Here is a 16547-nt window from a genome sequence, read left to right as displayed (position 1 = left end):
TAATAGCTGTAATATAAACTGAATGATGTCCAGTAGCCAAATCCATTTTACCCAACGTATTCGGAGTTGTGACTATACTAACCTTGCTCTTATTGACTAGTTATTTCAGCAATCATTACGAGCCTTCTAGACTTAGCGTTGTGGCAACACTATATCACAAACAGAATATTCAGTCTTTTTAACTAATTCTATGAGACATTAATAATGTATCTAGGTTTCCCCCTGCAATTTCACATAAAAGAGTTCCTTCATTACTTTTCCTTTATACAAATATGCTAACATGAAGACTACTATATGAATAATATAAAAAAAGTAAATTTCACTTAAGTTTTCCCTATATTAAAGTTTCTTGAATGGCAAAATAAAAAAGAGCCGCTCTTAGCGACTCTTTGTTTTAAGCATTCACTTGTTGTTCTTCTTCTCGATTCATCATCGTTCGAACCACTTGTGCAATCTCCTCTGAGTTCTCATCTTGAAATTCAACGGTTGATTGAGCCGAAGCTGCTTCTTGATTCGTGCCTTCAGGAGTAGTTTGTTCATTTTCTGCTAGTTCACCTTCAACTGCTTCCTCATCTACCTCTGGCGTATACAAAATGTATGCTATTAAAAAACGTACAATATACATTACAAGGAATACAATGATTGCTGTAACAAAAGATCCGATAATGATTCGAAGGGGCGTGTAGGGCTTTAGAAATGTACTAAAAAAATAAATAGTAAAAGCCATTAATGCTCCCCATAGATTATAAAATACGGAACCAAACATTAGATTTCGCTCACTCCTTGGTTAACTGTTCGAATATGTAATGATGATGTGGCAGGATTAAATTCTATCGTTCTACCACTGTTTCCACCAGTATCCTCGGCTACTAAAGGAATTCCATGCCTTTTCAATTCATTTTTGACAGCTTCTACATTACGAGGACCGATGCGCATCGAATCTTTGTCCGAAGTAAATTGAAACATCTGTGCGCCCCCAGCAATTTTTGCCTTTAGTTTAAACTTTTGAACGCCCTCTAATTTTAATAGATCAATCATTGCTGCTATTCCAGAATCCGCAAATTTGGCTACATTGATTGACTCAGATCTTCCCAAGCTTGAATCTGGTAACATCACATGGATTAAACCAGCAATTTTTTTTGACTCATCATATAAAATAACGCCAACACAAGAACCCAGACCAGAAGTTCGAATCGTGTTAGGTAGCTTTACTACATCCATTTGTGCAATTCCTACTTTAACCACTTGCCCACTGCTACTACTTAGCATCATTAGGAAACCCCTAATGCTTTAAAAATAGCATCAAATGAGTCGGGATCTGGTAATAGGAAGAAATGACCTCTCACAGTTTCATGGTCTTCTACACCTTCTTCAAAAATGGATGTATTTATAACAATGACATTATCACTTACATGTGATAATTCTATTAAACCAATACTTATAATTGCACCAAACATATCGACGCTTAGCCCTGGTACAGTTGGATAAATTTTCAAATTAGTGAAGTCCGATAAGGCAGATAAATAGGAACCTGATAAGATATTTCCCATTTCTTGCATAGCAGATAATCCTAGTTCAGAAACAGGTCGTTTTTTAAAATCAAATGTTTCATCATAAATGAGACGACGGATAAAACGGTTTGCCTGTTCAATAGGTAGTATAAAGAACATACTTCCTTCTGCATCACCTTCAATGCGAAGGTAAATACCAACAACGACATTTTCTGATCCGCCAGCCAATTCCATCATATCGTTAAAGGACACCATTTCTACCTTTGGGACACGCATATCAATTTTTTTCCCAAGTAAATTGGAAAGTGCTGTCGCGGCATGCGCAGCACCAATATTGCCAATTTCCTTTAATACATCTAAATGTAGCGAGGTAATCTTTTGATTAAATGTCATGATCGATCCCTACTTTAGTGGATTTAATACTTTTTCTAAATGTAATAAGATTAATAATCGTTTTTCTACTTTAGCAACACCTGAAATAAATTCTTCCTCAAGGGAGCCAACAACTTCTGGTTGTGGTTCAATCGAACTTGCAGGAATATCAATTACATCGTTTGCTGAATCAACAACAAAGCCTACTTCCATATCTTCTAGTGAGATAATGATAATGCGAGTTGTTTCCTCATGTTCTGAAATAGGTAATTCAAAGCGTTCACGTAAATCCACAATCGGCGTTACGACACCACGAAGATTAATAACACCTTTTACATATTTCGCCGTTTTTGGTACGCGCGTAATATGCATTAGCTTTTCTATACCTTGAACATGGGACACCGGAATAGCATATTCCTTATTCGCTAGTTGAAATACAATTACTTTAATACTTTCTTGTTCCACTGCGTTTGTCATCTTTTACACCTCTCTTATTCATTCACCTTATTTTATTAATGCGTTACAATCTACAATTAAGGCTACTTTACCATTTCCTAAAATAGTTGCACCTGAAATAGCAAAAATATTTGTTAAGTAATTTCCTAAAGACTTCAAGACAATTTCTTGTTGTCCGATGAAGGAATCCACCACTAAACCAGCAAGTTTTTCACCTTTACGAACAATGACTACTGAATGGAATTCTTCATCTTGCGACTCTGTACGAGGTACTTCAAAGATTTCCTCTAAGAATACCAATGGTACAACCTTGCCACGGAAGTCGATTACTTTTTGATTATGCGCATTCATAATCTCCGATGAACGGATAATAGATGTTTCAATAATAGATGATAATGGAATTGCATAAATTTCCTTTTCAATTTCCACGAGCATGACAGAAATAATCGATAATGTCAGCGGTAATTGGATAGAAAAGATGGAACCAACATCTTGTGTGGATTCAATTGAAATATTACCACCAAGTGATTCAATTGTTGTTTTAACAACATCTAACCCTACTCCACGGCCAGATACATCCGAAATGACATCTGCAGTCGAGAAGCCTGAAGCTAAAATAAGCTCATTGATTTGATTATCAGACATTGAATAAGACTGTTCTTGTGTCACAATGCCTTTTGCAATAGCTTTCGCTAGTACTTTGTCACGATTAATTCCTGCACCATCGTCTTCAATTTCAATAAAGACATAGTTTCCACTATGGTAAGCACGTAGGACAACCGTTCCTTCCTCCGGTTTGCCTTTTGCACGACGAGATGTTGGATTTTCAATGCCATGGTCCACAGAATTTCGGATTAAGTGGACAAGTGGATCACCAATTTCATCGATAACTGTACGATCTAGTTCTGTTTCAGCACCAATGATTTCAAGATTAATTTTCTTATTTAAATCTCGGGATAGCTGACGAATCATTTTTGGAAAGCGGTTGAACACTGTTTCAACTGGCACCATGCGCATTGTTAAAATAATGGTTTGCAGGTCACCCATTACACGGCTCATTCGCTCCACAGTTTCGTTTAGCTCACCATGGTTTACTTCTGTAGCAATAGATTGTAAACGACCACGGTCAATAACAAGTTCTTCAAACAAGTTCATTAAAATATCAAGACGTTCAATATTGACACGAATCGTTTTATTTCCAACAGGCGCGTGATTTTTTTCAGCCTTTGCAGGTGCGGCTGTTTTTGCAGGCTGTGCGGCTGGTTCAGGTTTAGAAGGTACAGTAGCAGGTGTAGACTCTACTTCCGCTACAGCCGATGCAGTAGCAGCTACTTCTTGCTGTGATTCATACTCTCTTTCACTAAATTTCTTTTGGTCTATTGTTGTGACAACAACTTCTTCAACCTCAGAAACTTTCATGATCTTTTTCTGCATATCTTCTGCTGATTCTTTTGTCACATAGGCTACATAAAACTGTTGATCAAATTGTTCGTCTTCTAGCTTTTCAACAGATGGGCTCGATTTAATAACTTCGCCGTCTTTTTCTAAAATTTCGAAGACCATAAATACACGTGCAGCCTTTAAAAGACAATCTTCTCGTAATTTCACTGAAATTTCATAGGCATGGAAACCTTGTTCAGATGATTGTGCAATAACTGTTTGTTCAAAGCTATCATATTCTAAAACACTTTCCACGGCTGCTGGTCCTGCAACGGTTGCTGCCACCTCAGGTACTGCTTCCTCACCTAATTCTATGCGCTTAAGTTGAGCAACTGTTGCTGAAACATCACGCTTGCCATCTCCACCATTCGCAATATCCATGACCATTTCTTCCAGATGGTCAACAGATTCAAAGACCACATCTAAAATTTCTGGTGTTACGTGGATTTTTTCATTACGAATCGCATCTAACACATTTTCCATTTTATGAGTTAAATCGGCTAAATCTTCAAAACCCATTGTGGCAGACATACCTTTTAAAGTATGGGCAGATCGGAATATTTCCCCAACAATTGCCAAATCATCTGGATTTTTTTCTAATTCTAATAAATGTTCACTACATGCTTGTAAATGCTCTTTACTTTCTTCGATAAACATCTCTAAATATTGATTGACTTCCATAAGAGGACACCCCTTTTAAGGCAAATATTTCATTATTGTTAGTGCTATATCATCTACATCGGCAACTTCATCAATTAGTTGCGTTTCTACCGCTGCTTTTGGCATACCATATACAATGCAAGTTTCTGCTGACTCAGCTATGGCCATGACATTACCGGTCTTTTTTAGTGCTTTTAGTCCATTTGAACCATCATGCCCCATACCTGTCATAATCACAGCTACTTTATCAAAATCCTTATATTGACTAACATCTTCAAACATTACATCTACAGATGGTCTATGGCCTGACCTTGGTGCTTCTTGATTATCAAGAACAATACCAAAAGTTGTCCCTACTTTCCTAAGCTTTAAGTGATAGCCACCTGGGGCAATATAGGCAACCCCATTTTGTAAAATATCGCCTTGTTCAGCCTCCTTCACAACAATTTCACTGAGCTGATCGAGACGTGTAGCGAGTGATTTCGTAAATCCAGCAGGCATATGCTGAACAATGAGGATAGGAGCTTGAATAGACTTAGGAATTTTTGTAATGACCTCCTGAAGCGCACGAGGCCCTCCTGTAGATGTACCTATTAGCACAATCTTTTTACCTACTTTATTCCATTCAGTTTGCGCCTTTGTTACAGCTACTTTAGTAGCAGTAGCATTCACGGGAATAGGCATTTGACCATGTTGTTGTAAATCCTTTATTACGGTACTCACTTTTGTCACTGAATCTTGTTGTCGTTTACTACCAGAAGGTTTTTTCAATTTGGATATTGGCACCATTGCAGCTTGCTCTACTTTATGGACAAGCTCAGTTTGGATTTTATGTAAATCAAGAGATATTGTTCCGCTTGGCTTTGCGACAAAATCTACAGCGCCACTTTCAATAGCTGCTATAGCATTTTCTGTTCCACGCTGAGTGGTACTAGAGAGCATGATTACAGGAACTGGACATTGTATCATTATTTCTTTTAATGCATCTAGCCCATTCATTTCAGGCATCTCAATATCCATTGTCACAACTGATGGCTTCAATGATTGTATCTTTTTGATTGCATCTTTTCCATTTCGTGCAGTTCCAACTACTTCCACCTTCGAGTTGCCAACAAAAAAGTCACTAATTAGCTTTCTCATAAAAGCAGAATCATCCACAACTAATAGCTTGCTTTTATGTAAAAAGTCCAATTAATCACGCCCTTTCGAAAAAATACTTCTTAGTTTCGTTAAAAATTTCTTTGCTGTCTGATCATGTGCATGTACTTCCTCCACACGATGCTCCATAAAACGAATCACTATGAGTTGTAATGTTTTAGAAATCAGTGCGTCTGGATAAGCAAGTGAAAATGGGACTTGCTCACGCACAGCCTTCCGCACAATCGAATCTTCGGGTAATGAACCGAGTATCGTGACTTCTTTGTCTAAAAAACGTTTCATGGCTAACTTTAAACGCTCGTTTGTTTCGATGCCTTCTTCTTTACTAAATGCACGGTTACAAAGGACATAAAATTGCTTATCAGCATCCCGCATATGAATATATTTCATCATCGAATAGGCATCCGTAATTGCGGTCGGCTCTGCCGTTGAAATAACGATAATTTCGTCTATTGATGTGAGTAAATCTAGCGACCAATTTGTCGCACCCGCCCCCATATCAAATAAAATATAATCATAGTTTTTCTGAAGCTGTTCAAATGCATGTATAAGCTGTTCAAACATCGTCTCTGACCAATTAAAAATATTTGTCATACCCGACCCACCTGATATATACCTTAAACCATGGGGTCCCTCAAATATTACCTCATCTAGTAGTTTATTTCCTTCTAAGTAATCTTTCAAACTATTGGAAGCATTTTTCCCAATTAAAATATGGATATTTCCCATCCCAATATCCATATCTACAATGACAACTTTTTTTCCCTTTTGGGCCAAAGACAAGGCGAAATTCATCGTGAAGTTACTTTTTCCAACCCCGCCTTTGCCACTAACCACTGCAATTGCTCGACCTAAATCGCCTTGCTGCCTCATCATTTTCAAGCGTAATGTTTCAGCTTGGTCTCTCATTTCTCTTCACCTTGAAAAAACAAATTAAGCACTGCTTCTAAATCAGCTTCTTCAATATCTTCTGGTACTTCTTGACCATTCGTATAGTAAGCAAGTCCTTTATTATATTTAATCATTAAATTGAGCATTGTGCCAATAGAATTTGTTTCATCAATTTTCGTGAAGATAAATTTTTCAATTGGTAGCTGATTAAATTGGTCGATAATGTTCGCCATATCCTTTTCTTTTGTAGTCATCGCGAGTACTAAGTAGGATTCTGCTTGATCATCAAATTTTATGAGACGTTGGAGATCATCTACATACTTGACCTCTTTATAATTTCGACCAGCTGTATCGATAAACACTAAGTCTAAATGCGATAATCTTTGGATAGCTTGTTCGAAATCTGTTGCGTTGTAAGCAATTTCAACGGGTGCCTGTAAAAGACCCGCATACGTTTTTAGCTGTTCAATTGCTGCGATTCGGTACGTATCTGTCGTAATAAATCCGATTTTCTTCTTCTTTTCTAAAACTGCTCTAGCTGCCATTTTGGCGATCGTCGTTGTTTTACCCACACCTGTAGGACCTAATACGTTGATGTATTTTCTTTCATAGGACAATCCTCCGATAGGTAGGCTTTCTAATCTCTTACGAAGTAAATTTTTCGTGACCATTTTACATTGTGAGAAATTGATTTCTGATGCTTCTTTGAAATGCATAAAAAGCTCATCACCTATCGTTGTGATGAGCTCTTCATTTAGCTCTTGCTGTCTTAAGTATTCAATGAAGGGGAAGAGTTCATCGGGATATTGAGCTTGGGTAGTCTTTTTATGCATCGATTGCATTAAAGATTTTAAATCTGCAATTTCCTTCCTCAATTCTTCAGAAATGCCAGTGTCCTCGTGTTTAACTACATCATGCGATGATTGATCTTGATGAATTTTCTCTTGAATCGCATTTGTAATATCTTGTAGTCTCGCATTTTCCTTAGTTGCGATAGGTAATTCTACAGGCGTTGGTACTGGAGCCACTTGATTTGGCTCCACTCCATCCACTCCTGCAACTACCTCAAAACTTTTCTGTTTAATCATACCGAAAAATTTCTTCGTGATGACTACTTTAGAATTCAAAATAACAGCGTCCTCGCCTAGTTCTGCACGCACTTGCTTCATAGCCTCTGGTATGGAAGATGCATAATATTTTTTCATTTTCATTAAACATTCACCACCCCAACACTTTGAATTTCAATAGAAGCATCCAATTCATTATATGAGAGAACTGGAATCTGCGGGAAATAACGCTCCGTCAGTTGTCGTAAATACATGCGCACAGCCGGAGAACATAAAATAATAGCGGATTGTTCCATAAAGGACACACGCTCTATTTCTGCTGCAATCGTCTCTAGTACCGTTTGAGAATCTTGAGGATCCATTGCTAAATAATTTCCGTGATCTGTTTGCTGTATACTATCAGCAACCATTTTTTCTACTTTACCTGAAACTGTAATAACTTTTAATGCCGAACTATCTCCCACATATTGGGCAGTAATTTGACGAGCCAATGATTGACGAACATACTCAGTTAAAATATCTGTATCACTAGTTACCTTTGCATAGTCTGCTAACGTTTCAAAAATAATGGGTAAATTACGAACAGAAACATTTTCACGTAGTAATTTACCAAGTACCTTTTGGATTTCTCCAGTTGATAAAGGTGCCGGTGTCAGCTCTTCTACTAAAATAGGATGGGTTTCACGTAAGTGATCTATTAACTGCTTCGTCTCTTGACGACCTAATAATTCATGAGCATTCGCACGGATTATTTCAGTTAAATGCGTGGATACCACGCTTGGTGGGTCTACAACGGTGTAGCCATAAATTTCAGCATCCTCTTTCACTTGCTCAGTAATCCATTTAGCTGGTAATCCAAATGATGGCTCCACTGTATCAATTCCTTCAATAGAATCATCATCACCTGGGCTCATCGCTAAATAATGATCTAGTAAAAGTTCGCCTCTTGCCATTTCGTTCCCTTTTATTTTTATTCGATACTCATTTGGTTGAAGCTGAATATTATCTCGAATACGAACAACCGGGATGACAATTCCTAATTCTAGTGCTAACTGTCGACGAATCATAATGACACGATCTAATAAGTCCCCACCTTGAGCAGCATCTACTAACGGAATTAATCCATAACCAAATTCAAATTCGATTGGGTCCACATTTAATAAATTCACAACATTTTCAGGGCTCTTCATGCCATCTGTTGCCACTTCTTCTTCAATTTCAAGTAATTCCTCTTCATCCTCTGGTTTCTTACGTTCCATCATATAAGCCCCAGCAATTAGGGAAAGACCTATTGGAAGTGTTACCCAGTTAGGGATTGGTGTAAATAGCCCTAGTAATACTATGGTACCTCCAGCTACATAGAGTAACTTTGCTTGAGCAAATAATTGTCCTGTTATATCTTGACCAAGACTTCCTTTAGAAGAGGCGCGAGTTACCACAATCCCTGTTGCTGTTGAAATAAGCAAGGCAGGAATTTGCGAAACTATACCATCCCCAACGGTTAGCTTAGAAAAATGAGTTGCTGCTTCAGCAAATGGAAGTCCCATTTGTACTACCCCGATGATGATTCCGAATAATAAGTTGATAATAACCATGACCATTGAGGCAATGGCATCCCCTTTTACGAATTTCGTGGCACCATCCATCGCTCCGTAGAAGTCCGCTTCACCCGCTACTTTTTCACGTCGTTCGCGTGCTTCCTTTTCGGAAATTACTCCTGCATTTAAATCAGCATCAATACTCATTTGTTTACCTGGCATCGCATCAAGTGTGAAACGAGCTGCTACTTCAGCTACCCGCTCTGCACCCTTTGTAATAACAATAAACTGAATTAATACTAGAATTAAAAAGACAACTAAACCTACGAGAATATTTCCCCCGACTACGAAATCACCAAACGTTTCTACGACAGAGCCCGCGTCCCCAGTTGCTAAGATCGCACGGGTTGTGGAAACACTCAGTCCTAATCGGAATAAGGTTAACAGTAAAATAACAGAAGGAAAAATAGAAAAGTCTAATGCTTCCTTCATACTCATTGCTGTTAGCAGTACAATTAATCCTAAAGTAATATTAATGACAATTAAGAAACTTAACATCCACGGAGGAAGAGGGATGATGAGCATCGCAACGATTAAAATAACCGCACCTAAAACCCCAATATCGCGAACTTTCATTTGTGTCCCTCCTACTAAAAAGCTTTAAATTTTACGTTTAATACGGTAAACATAAGCGAGTATTTCTGCTACTGCTTTGAAAAATTCTTCTGGTACGGGATCACCAATTTCAACTTGATCGTACATGGCGCGAGCTAAAGGTCTATTTTCCACCATAATGACGTCATGCTCTTTGGCAATCAGCTTTATTTTTTGAGCGATAAAGTCTGTACCCTTTGCAATTACGCGAGGTGCATCCATATTTTCCTCGTCATATTTGAGCGCAATCGCATAGTGAGTAGGGTTGGTAATTACCACATCTGCACTTGGAATCTCTGACATCATACGACGCATCGCCATTTCGCGCTGACGTTGTTTGATTTTCGATTTAATGAGCGGGTCACCCTCACTATTTTTATATTCATCTTTAATATCTTGCTTAGACATTTTAAGATTTTTTTCATAATCAAATTTTTGATACATCCAATCCAAAATGGATACACAAAGTAAAACTAAAGATGCCGCTATGCCCATAATGCCGACTAGCTTTCCGACAGTAATGAGCGTCATCCATGGACTTTTAAAGGATAAAGCTAAAACTTCTGGCAAGTTTGTCCAGATAATAATTGTCGTTACACTACCGATAAAGCCAATCTTTAACACCGATTTCAGCAACTCAACAATTGCCTTAACCGAAAAAATCCTTTTCAACCCTTTGATAGGGTCCATCTTTTTCAAATCAAACTTCATTGGCTCCAGGGTAAATAAAAAGCCAAACTGCAAAAAGTTACCTGCAAGTGCTCCAACAACAGCTATCGCCATAATCGGTACAATAATGAAAGCCATTTGTATTAATGTTTCTATAAATAAGTGCATCACACTATCAATCGTTAGTGTTTCAATGCGTATGTTATGGATAAAGGTTTGTCTAAAAAACGCTAATAGCTCATCCCGTAAAGAACCTGCAAAGAAAATTAAGAAGATAAAGACCATCAGCATAACGATGGCACTAGTTACATCTTGACTCTTAATAACTTGTCCCTTTTTTCGAGCATCTTGACGTTTCTTTGGCGTCGCCTTCTCAGTCTTTTCACCTGAAAAAAACTGGATATCTAAATTCAGTAGTAGTTTCATATTATCCACCACCTAAAATGGCCATTAAATCACGCATGCCGTAAATCATAATAGTGATCAACTTTTGAATGACTTGAATCATTACAGCCATCATTGTAAATAACACTAAAAAACTAACGGCTATTTTAATAGGAAAACCAACAACAAATATATTTAATTGTGGTACTGTTTTCGCAGTTATTCCTAAAGCTAAATCGACTAAAAATAAGGTAGCCACAACAGGTGCAGCCATCTGAAATGCAATAGCAAAAACAGCTGTAAATGTTGTGATGATAAATTGGGGAAAGCCCTCATTTGTAAAACTAGGGAATTGATCCATAGGCAAAAACTGATAACTATAGTAAATTCCATCAAGAATCATATGATGGCCATTAATTGCTAACAGTAAAAGGAATGCTAACATATTAAAAAACTGACCGATTAATGGACTTTGAGCTCCTGTTTGCGGATCAATAATATTGGCAATGGCAAAACCCATTTGAAAATCAATAAAGCTCCCTGCAATTTGAATGGCAGACATGATTATATAACCTACTAGACCGAGTAACAGCCCAACAAGTGCTTCTTTCATCACTAATAATATGTATTCATCATTGAATGCAAATGGCTCAACATCAATTGTATAATACATCATCCAAGCTAAAACCAGTGCGAGAGTAATTTTGACTTGTGGTGGTATGGTTCTATAGGAAAAAAAAGGAACCGTAACAAAAAATGCTGAAACACGCACAAGCACCAATAAGAAAACCGTTAAATGCGGAATTAATTCATTCATGGACTCACCCTATATAACGTGTTAAATTCTCAAAAATGTCTCTCGCATAGCTAGTAACTTGAGATAACATCCATGGGCCAAAGAACACAATGGCCACAAAGACGGCGATAATTTTCGGTACAAATGCTAATGTTTGCTCTTGAATCGAAGTGGTAGCTTGAAAAATACTTACAGCCAAACCAGTGATTAAAGCTACTAATAATAACGGACCGCTTGTTAGAAGGATAATCATAATGGCACGTTCTGCAACGGAAATAACCAATTCACCTGTCATACTGTATCATCCCCTAAAAACTTTGTAGTAGCGATTTCATGACGAGATACCAGCCATCGACCAGAACAAACAATAAGATTTTGAATGGCAATGAAATCATTACTGGCGGTAACATCATCATCCCCATCGACATTAATGTACTCGCAACAATCATATCGATCACTAGGAATGGAATAAAAATCATAAAACCTATTTGAAATGCTGTTTTAATTTCACTTAAAGCAAATGCTGGCACAAGCATTGTCAGTGGGATTTCTTCCACTGATGCTGGTTTTTCTGCTTGATTGTACGATAAAAACAAGTCAAGATCTTTTTGTCTTGTATGCTTACTCATAAATTCTTTAAATGGCAAGCTTGCCCGATCATAAGCTTCATCTAAACCAATTTCTTCAGAAAATAGTGGTTGCAAAGCCTCTTTATTGACCTCTTGAAAGGTTGGGGCCATGATAAAGAACGTTAAAAATAAGGCTAAACCAACAATCACCTGATTAGGTGGCATTTGTTGTGTAGCCAGTGCTGTACGCACAAAGGATAAAACAATGACAATACGAGCAAAGGATGTCATTAAAATTAAAATACTTGGTGCCAGTGATAAAACGGTTAATAGTAGTAAGAGCTTAACGGATGTTGAGACGTTGGTTGGATCGCTATTGGAAAAAATATTGACTAAATCATTCATTTATCATCCTTCTCCTTTTGCTTCCATCGCTCAATCTCTTCACTGCGCTCCTGTTTAATTTCGGATATCTTTTTTTCAAAGAGTTTGCCAAATGTCTCTTGCTTTTGTTCATTTTGCATATTCACTCTATCTTTTTTCTTAAACTTAGAAAATACTTCTGCGATATACGGTGATGTTGCTGCAAGTTCTTGCCTTTCGTTATAAAGTGCTAACAGTGCTTCTATTTCTTCAGGATCAGTAATTTCACGTAATAGCTGAACGTCTTCACCGACACCCACTAAGTACATGGTTTTACCTACTTGTAAAAGCTGTACTGATTTTTGTGCACCCAACGATAAACCGCCTAAATTTTGTATCAGTTGATTACGTTGAAAGTTTAAATTTCGTTTATTTAAAAACTTCATTAAACCATAAAACAAAGCTACAACAAAAATAAGCGCTAAAACCATTTTTATGTATTCCCATGCAGATATATCTCCAGCTGCTGATACACTTGGTTCTTGTTTAGCAGCTGGATCGGTAGTATCTCCATAACAAGCTTCTGGGTCTTTAATGCAATCTGTCACACTATTCGTATCAGAGTCTGCATAGACCGAAGTTGGTGTCGGGTACAAAAACAGGAAGGATACAAGAAATGCAAAAATCATCGTGAAACGAAATGATTTTAACATTTTCATGCAATCATCCTAGCGCTTTTTGGATCGCTTCAATTACTCGATCTGCTTGGAAAGGCTTAACAATAAAGTCTTTCGCACCAGCTTGAATTGCATCGATTACCATTGCTTGTTGTCCCATTGCTGAACACATGATTACAGTTGCACTTGGATCTGACCCCTTAATTGCTTTAAGAGCCGCAATACCATCCATTTCTGGCATTGTGATATCCATTGTTACTAAATCTGGTTTTAATTCATTGTACTTTTCAACAGCTTGTAATCCATCTGCCGCTTCTCCAACAACCTCAAATCCATTTTTCGACAAAATATCCTTGATCATCATACGCATAAATGCAGCGTCGTCTACAATCAAAATTCTTTTAGACATGGTTAACTCCTCCAATTGAAACTATCTTAAATTATTTAAACGCTCTGCTTGACTTAAAACATCTGTAATACGTACACCAAAGTTTTCATCAATAACAACGACTTCACCTTTAGCGATTAAACGACTATTAACTAATATATCAACAGGCTCCCCAGCTAATTTATCTAACTCAATAATCGAACCACTTGATAGTTCTAAAATCTCTTTAACAGAACGTTTCGTACGTCCTAACTCTACAGTAACTTGCAATGGAATATCAAGTAGCATATTTAAATTTCTAGCTTCAGATTGAGAGATTACATTTGAATCAAAGCTAGCAAATTGTGCTTGTTGAACATTCACTGGCTGTGCAGGTCTCGCTGGTTGCGCAAACTGCTGTGGTTCCTGATAAACTGGTTGCTGCATAGTTGCTTCCGGCTGCTGATAAACAGGCTGTGCAGGCGGTGGCATAACTGGCGCTTGTTGTTGAACAGGTGGTGCTGCAATTGGCGGTGCCTCAGGCGCAATCGTTGCAGCCACAGGTTCTTCTATTGATTCAGTTTCACCTAGTAGAGATTTTACGATGTTTTGACTAAATTTAAGCGGTAATAATTGCATTAAATTCGAATCAATTAAATTACCAATTCTTAATCTAAACGATACTTTGACTAGTAAATCATCTTCAGGGATATTTTCTCGACCTTCATTTTGAGAAATATTCATTAAATCTATTGTCGGTGGCGAAATATCCACTTTTTTGTTGAATACTGTCGACATAGATGTAGCTGCTGAGCCCATCATTTGATTCATGGCCTCTTGAACAGCACTTAATTGAATTTCTCCTAAGTCAGGTTTCGGATTTAATCCATCGCCACCTAACATAAGGTCTGCAATAATTGCTGCATCCGATTGTTTAATAACAAGTAAATTCATACCTGTTAAGCCAATCGTATATTCCACTTGTACAGCTACATAAGGATGTGGAAACTCCTCTTCTAATTTATTTCGATTAATCATTGATATACTTGGGGTAGTAATATCTACTTTTTGTCCTAATAATGCCGAAAGTGCAGTGGCAGAGCTACCAAAGGAAATATTGCCTACCTCACCTAGTGCATCTTGTGCAAACGAATCAAGGTAATCCTCTACTCGTATATCATTTGTTTCATCAATTGAAGAAGCTTCAGTGCCGCTGTTTTTATCTTCCAACGTCTCGCCCCTTAATAGCGCTTCAATTTCTTCTTGGGAGAGCATTTCATCACTCATCTTCGTCTCCTCCTTTCAAAGGGTCGATAATCTGGATTGCTAATTTTTTGCCTTGCTTACCTGGTTGAACAGTGAATTTTGGTAACGTTCCTACCTTTAATAGAAGTGGATCATTAATTTTTTGCTCTAGCTGTATAACATCACCAATTTGCATTGTAAGGAAATCCTCGATTGTGATATCCGTTAGCCCTAATTCAACCGAAAGCGGTAATTTTGCTTGTTTTACGCGTGTTTCAAGCATTTTTGTTTGCTCTGGAGACATTTCTTTCGTATTTGTTTGCATCCAGTAGCGAACAGAAAGATTTGGAACAATCGGCTCCAATACAACATGCGGAATACAAATATTGATCATACCGCTTGTTTCACCAATGATCGTATTTAATGAAATAACAACTACTGTTTCATTAGGTGAGATCATTTGTAAAAATTGTGGATTAACTTCAAGCTCCACTAAAATCGGATCAATTTCCGCTACATTTTCCCACGCCTCGCGTAAATTGTCGAATGAGCGTTCAAAAAGGTTTGTCATAATTTTTGTTTCAATTTCTGTTAGATTATCTACATTACTATGACTCGCCCCACTACCGCCCATTAAACGATCTAGCATGGAATAGGCAATGTTCGGATTTATTTCCATCAATATATTACCATCTAATGGTGGCACTTCAAACACATTAATGAGCGTCATATTCGGAATCGAACGAACGAACTCTTCAAATGGTATTTGGTCTACTGATGCAACCGTAATTTGCACATAGCTTCTAAGTTGTGCAGAGAAAAAGGTTGTCAATAGTCGTGCAAAATTTTCGTGTATTCGGGTCAAACTTCGGATTTGATCTTTTGAGAATCGAAGCGCTCGTTTAAAGTCATAAACTTTAACCTTACGTCCCTCATCCTCCTTTTTTATGTCATCTGCTGACATTTCCCCAGTCGATATAGCGGAAAGCAGCGCATCTATCTCGGATTGAGATAACACATCTCCTGCCATTTGCCCACCTCCATTTCAAGCAGTTTCTATTTTATTGAGTGATGAAGGAGGTAAAATATACTTCCTGGACTTCTCCCTCTTGCATCAATTCATTTACTCTGGTTTTTAATGATTTTTGGAAAATTTGCTTCCCTTGCTTACCTTCTAAATCTTTTTGCTCCATTTCAGAAAGCTCTTGTATAGCAATGTTTTGCACTTGGAAAACACGCTTTGTTAATTCTGCAGCAGCATCTTTGCTTGTCGTTTGAACTTTTAATGACAAGCGTACTACTCTTTTATCTGCAAGATTCGTTGTGATTTCCGGAATCTCCACTGTTGCCTCTACAATTTCATCAATGGTTGGTTCAATAGCTCCTGTCGGTTTATTAAATTGTGTAAGCAATACAAACAAGATAACCCCGATCAGTATGACTGCTACTAGCAAAATAATAATCATTGTTAACATTTTATTATTCTTCATCTTTTTCACCTCGTAGATGCGGGTTGGATAGTATTTGTATATTGTTATAAAAGGCAGTTACCTTTTGTCGCACCTCATCTTCACTCTCTAAAACAATTAATTTTGTTCCAGTTGTTAAAGTAATAGTCGTATCTGGAAATGATTCGACTGTTTCTATGTATAAAGCATTTAATGTAAATGCTTTGCCATTAAGACGTGTTAGTTCAATCATTGAATTAGGGCCGGGTCTAGCATGAGAGC

At 37.5% G+C, this 16547-nt stretch carries 19 protein-coding genes; all 19 read right to left on the bottom strand.

Going from position 1 to position 16547, the window contains the following annotated elements; all coding sequences use genetic code 11:
• Positions 1 to 394 precede the first annotated feature (394 nt).
• Genes PI85_RS11760 through PI85_RS11670 form a run of 19 tightly spaced genes read right to left on the bottom strand, consistent with a single transcriptional unit; the run spans position 395 to position 16518 of the window.
• On the bottom strand, positions 395 to 766 hold the full coding sequence (locus PI85_RS11760; RefSeq protein ID WP_036124014.1) for a hypothetical protein: 372 nt from the start codon (positions 764 to 766) through the stop codon (positions 395 to 397).
• The gene (locus tag PI85_RS11755; protein WP_008180730.1) at positions 766 to 1272 is read right to left on the bottom strand and encodes a chemotaxis protein CheD; all 507 of its coding nucleotides are present in this window, start codon (positions 1270 to 1272) and stop codon (positions 766 to 768) included. Before PI85_RS11755 ends, PI85_RS11760 begins: the two co-directional genes overlap by 1 nt.
• The gene (locus PI85_RS11750; protein WP_008180732.1) at positions 1272 to 1904 is read right to left on the bottom strand and encodes a chemotaxis protein CheC; all 633 of its coding nucleotides are present in this window, start codon (positions 1902 to 1904) and stop codon (positions 1272 to 1274) included. Before PI85_RS11750 ends, PI85_RS11755 begins: the two co-directional genes overlap by 1 nt.
• A 9-nt stretch (positions 1905 to 1913) precedes the next feature.
• Positions 1914 to 2360, bottom strand: a complete 447-nt coding sequence (locus PI85_RS11745) for a chemotaxis protein CheW (RefSeq protein WP_036124011.1) — start codon at positions 2358 to 2360, stop codon at positions 1914 to 1916.
• A 27-nt stretch (positions 2361 to 2387) separates the two neighbouring features.
• The gene (locus PI85_RS11740) at positions 2388 to 4460 is read right to left on the bottom strand and encodes a chemotaxis protein CheA (protein ID WP_036124008.1); all 2073 of its coding nucleotides are present in this window, start codon (positions 4458 to 4460) and stop codon (positions 2388 to 2390) included.
• A 15-nt stretch (positions 4461 to 4475) separates the two neighbouring features.
• Positions 4476 to 5630, bottom strand: a complete 1155-nt coding sequence (locus PI85_RS11735; protein WP_036124005.1) for a chemotaxis response regulator protein-glutamate methylesterase — start codon at positions 5628 to 5630, stop codon at positions 4476 to 4478.
• Positions 5631 to 6506, bottom strand: coding sequence for a MinD/ParA family protein (locus PI85_RS11730; protein WP_036124003.1), 876 nt, complete (start codon positions 6504 to 6506; stop codon positions 5631 to 5633).
• Positions 6503 to 7699, bottom strand: a complete 1197-nt coding sequence (gene flhF / locus PI85_RS11725; protein ID WP_036124001.1) for a flagellar biosynthesis protein FlhF — start codon at positions 7697 to 7699, stop codon at positions 6503 to 6505. The genes PI85_RS11730 and flhF overlap by 4 nt, the downstream gene beginning before the upstream one ends.
• The gene (gene flhA / locus PI85_RS11720) at positions 7699 to 9729 is read right to left on the bottom strand and encodes a flagellar biosynthesis protein FlhA (RefSeq protein ID WP_036123998.1); all 2031 of its coding nucleotides are present in this window, start codon (positions 9727 to 9729) and stop codon (positions 7699 to 7701) included. Before flhA ends, flhF begins: the two co-directional genes overlap by 1 nt.
• A gap of 24 nt (positions 9730 to 9753) precedes the next feature.
• Complete coding sequence (gene flhB / locus PI85_RS11715; RefSeq protein ID WP_036123995.1) at positions 9754 to 10842, bottom strand: flagellar biosynthesis protein FlhB; 1089 nt, start codon at positions 10840 to 10842, stop codon at positions 9754 to 9756.
• 1 nt (position 10843) lies between these two features.
• On the bottom strand, positions 10844 to 11617 hold the full coding sequence (gene fliR / locus PI85_RS11710) for a flagellar biosynthetic protein FliR (protein WP_008180748.1): 774 nt from the start codon (positions 11615 to 11617) through the stop codon (positions 10844 to 10846).
• Positions 11618 to 11621: 4 nt separating this feature from the next.
• Positions 11622 to 11891, bottom strand: a complete 270-nt coding sequence (gene fliQ, locus PI85_RS11705) for a flagellar biosynthesis protein FliQ (protein ID WP_008180750.1) — start codon at positions 11889 to 11891, stop codon at positions 11622 to 11624.
• Positions 11892 to 11904: 13 nt separating this feature from the next.
• Positions 11905 to 12570 (bottom strand): flagellar type III secretion system pore protein FliP, encoded by a 666-nt coding sequence (gene fliP, locus PI85_RS11700; protein WP_008180752.1) that lies wholly within the window; start codon positions 12568 to 12570, stop codon positions 11905 to 11907.
• The gene (locus PI85_RS11695; RefSeq protein WP_235213797.1) at positions 12567 to 13241 is read right to left on the bottom strand and encodes a flagellar biosynthetic protein FliO; all 675 of its coding nucleotides are present in this window, start codon (positions 13239 to 13241) and stop codon (positions 12567 to 12569) included. Before PI85_RS11695 ends, fliP begins: the two co-directional genes overlap by 4 nt.
• Before the next feature lie 10 nt (positions 13242 to 13251).
• Entirely contained in the window at positions 13252 to 13614 is a 363-nt protein-coding gene (locus tag PI85_RS11690) for a response regulator (RefSeq protein WP_008180756.1), read from the bottom strand.
• A 21-nt stretch (positions 13615 to 13635) separates the two neighbouring features.
• Positions 13636 to 14859 carry a flagellar motor switch phosphatase FliY gene (gene fliY, locus PI85_RS11685; protein ID WP_008180757.1) on the bottom strand — a complete coding sequence of 408 codons (1224 nt, stop codon included), beginning with the start codon at positions 14857 to 14859 and terminating at the stop codon, positions 13636 to 13638.
• The gene (gene fliM, locus PI85_RS11680) at positions 14852 to 15847 is read right to left on the bottom strand and encodes a flagellar motor switch protein FliM (RefSeq protein ID WP_036123990.1); all 996 of its coding nucleotides are present in this window, start codon (positions 15845 to 15847) and stop codon (positions 14852 to 14854) included. Before fliM ends, fliY begins: the two co-directional genes overlap by 8 nt.
• Before the next feature lie 31 nt (positions 15848 to 15878).
• Entirely contained in the window at positions 15879 to 16307 is a 429-nt protein-coding gene (gene fliL, locus PI85_RS11675; RefSeq protein WP_008180761.1) for a flagellar basal body-associated protein FliL, read from the bottom strand.
• Positions 16297 to 16518 carry a flagellar FlbD family protein gene (locus PI85_RS11670; protein WP_008180764.1) on the bottom strand — a complete coding sequence of 74 codons (222 nt, stop codon included), beginning with the start codon at positions 16516 to 16518 and terminating at the stop codon, positions 16297 to 16299. The genes fliL and PI85_RS11670 overlap by 11 nt, the downstream gene beginning before the upstream one ends.
• Positions 16519 to 16547 lie beyond the last annotated feature (29 nt).

The sequence above is a fragment of the Lysinibacillus sp. A1 genome (assembly GCF_000801965.1).
GTDB classification, from domain to species: domain Bacteria; phylum Bacillota; class Bacilli; order Bacillales_A; family Planococcaceae; genus Lysinibacillus; species Lysinibacillus fusiformis.
The sequence above is the reverse complement of the archived record's forward strand: the minus strand, read 5'-3'. Positions and strand labels throughout refer to the sequence as shown.

What these genes read in the sequence shown, in the direction of transcription:
- PI85_RS11760 (WP_036124014.1), bottom strand. Translation starts at nt 766, where the DNA reads ATGTTTGGTTCCGTATTTTATAATCTATGGGGAGCATTAATGGCTTTT.
- PI85_RS11755 (WP_008180730.1), bottom strand. Translation starts at nt 1,272, where the DNA reads ATGATGCTAAGTAGTAGCAGTGGGCAAGTGGTTAAAGTAGGAATTGCA.
- PI85_RS11750 (WP_008180732.1), bottom strand. Translation starts at nt 1,904, where the DNA reads ATGACATTTAATCAAAAGATTACCTCGCTACATTTAGATGTATTAAAG.
- PI85_RS11745 (WP_036124011.1), bottom strand. Translation starts at nt 2,360, where the DNA reads ATGACAAACGCAGTGGAACAAGAAAGTATTAAAGTAATTGTATTTCAA.
- PI85_RS11740 (WP_036124008.1), bottom strand. Translation starts at nt 4,460, where the DNA reads ATGGAAGTCAATCAATATTTAGAGATGTTTATCGAAGAAAGTAAAGAG.
- PI85_RS11730 (WP_036124003.1), bottom strand. Translation starts at nt 6,506, where the DNA reads ATGAGAGACCAAGCTGAAACATTACGCTTGAAAATGATGAGGCAGCAA.
- flhF (WP_036124001.1), bottom strand. Translation starts at nt 7,699, where the DNA reads ATGAAAATGAAAAAATATTATGCATCTTCCATACCAGAGGCTATGAAG.
- flhA (WP_036123998.1), bottom strand. Translation starts at nt 9,729, where the DNA reads ATGAAAGTTCGCGATATTGGGGTTTTAGGTGCGGTTATTTTAATCGTT.
- flhB (WP_036123995.1), bottom strand. Translation starts at nt 10,842, where the DNA reads ATGAAACTACTACTGAATTTAGATATCCAGTTTTTTTCAGGTGAAAAG.
- fliR (WP_008180748.1), bottom strand. Translation starts at nt 11,617, where the DNA reads ATGAATGAATTAATTCCGCATTTAACGGTTTTCTTATTGGTGCTTGTG.
- fliQ (WP_008180750.1), bottom strand. Translation starts at nt 11,891, where the DNA reads ATGACAGGTGAATTGGTTATTTCCGTTGCAGAACGTGCCATTATGATT.
- fliP (WP_008180752.1), bottom strand. Translation starts at nt 12,570, where the DNA reads ATGAATGATTTAGTCAATATTTTTTCCAATAGCGATCCAACCAACGTC.
- PI85_RS11695 (WP_235213797.1), bottom strand. Translation starts at nt 13,241, where the DNA reads ATGTTAAAATCATTTCGTTTCACGATGATTTTTGCATTTCTTGTATCC.
- PI85_RS11690 (WP_008180756.1), bottom strand. Translation starts at nt 13,614, where the DNA reads ATGTCTAAAAGAATTTTGATTGTAGACGACGCTGCATTTATGCGTATG.
- fliY (WP_008180757.1), bottom strand. Translation starts at nt 14,859, where the DNA reads ATGAGTGATGAAATGCTCTCCCAAGAAGAAATTGAAGCGCTATTAAGG.
- fliM (WP_036123990.1), bottom strand. Translation starts at nt 15,847, where the DNA reads ATGGCAGGAGATGTGTTATCTCAATCCGAGATAGATGCGCTGCTTTCC.
- fliL (WP_008180761.1), bottom strand. Translation starts at nt 16,307, where the DNA reads ATGAAGAATAATAAAATGTTAACAATGATTATTATTTTGCTAGTAGCA.
- PI85_RS11670 (WP_008180764.1), bottom strand. Translation starts at nt 16,518, where the DNA reads ATGATTGAACTAACACGTCTTAATGGCAAAGCATTTACATTAAATGCT.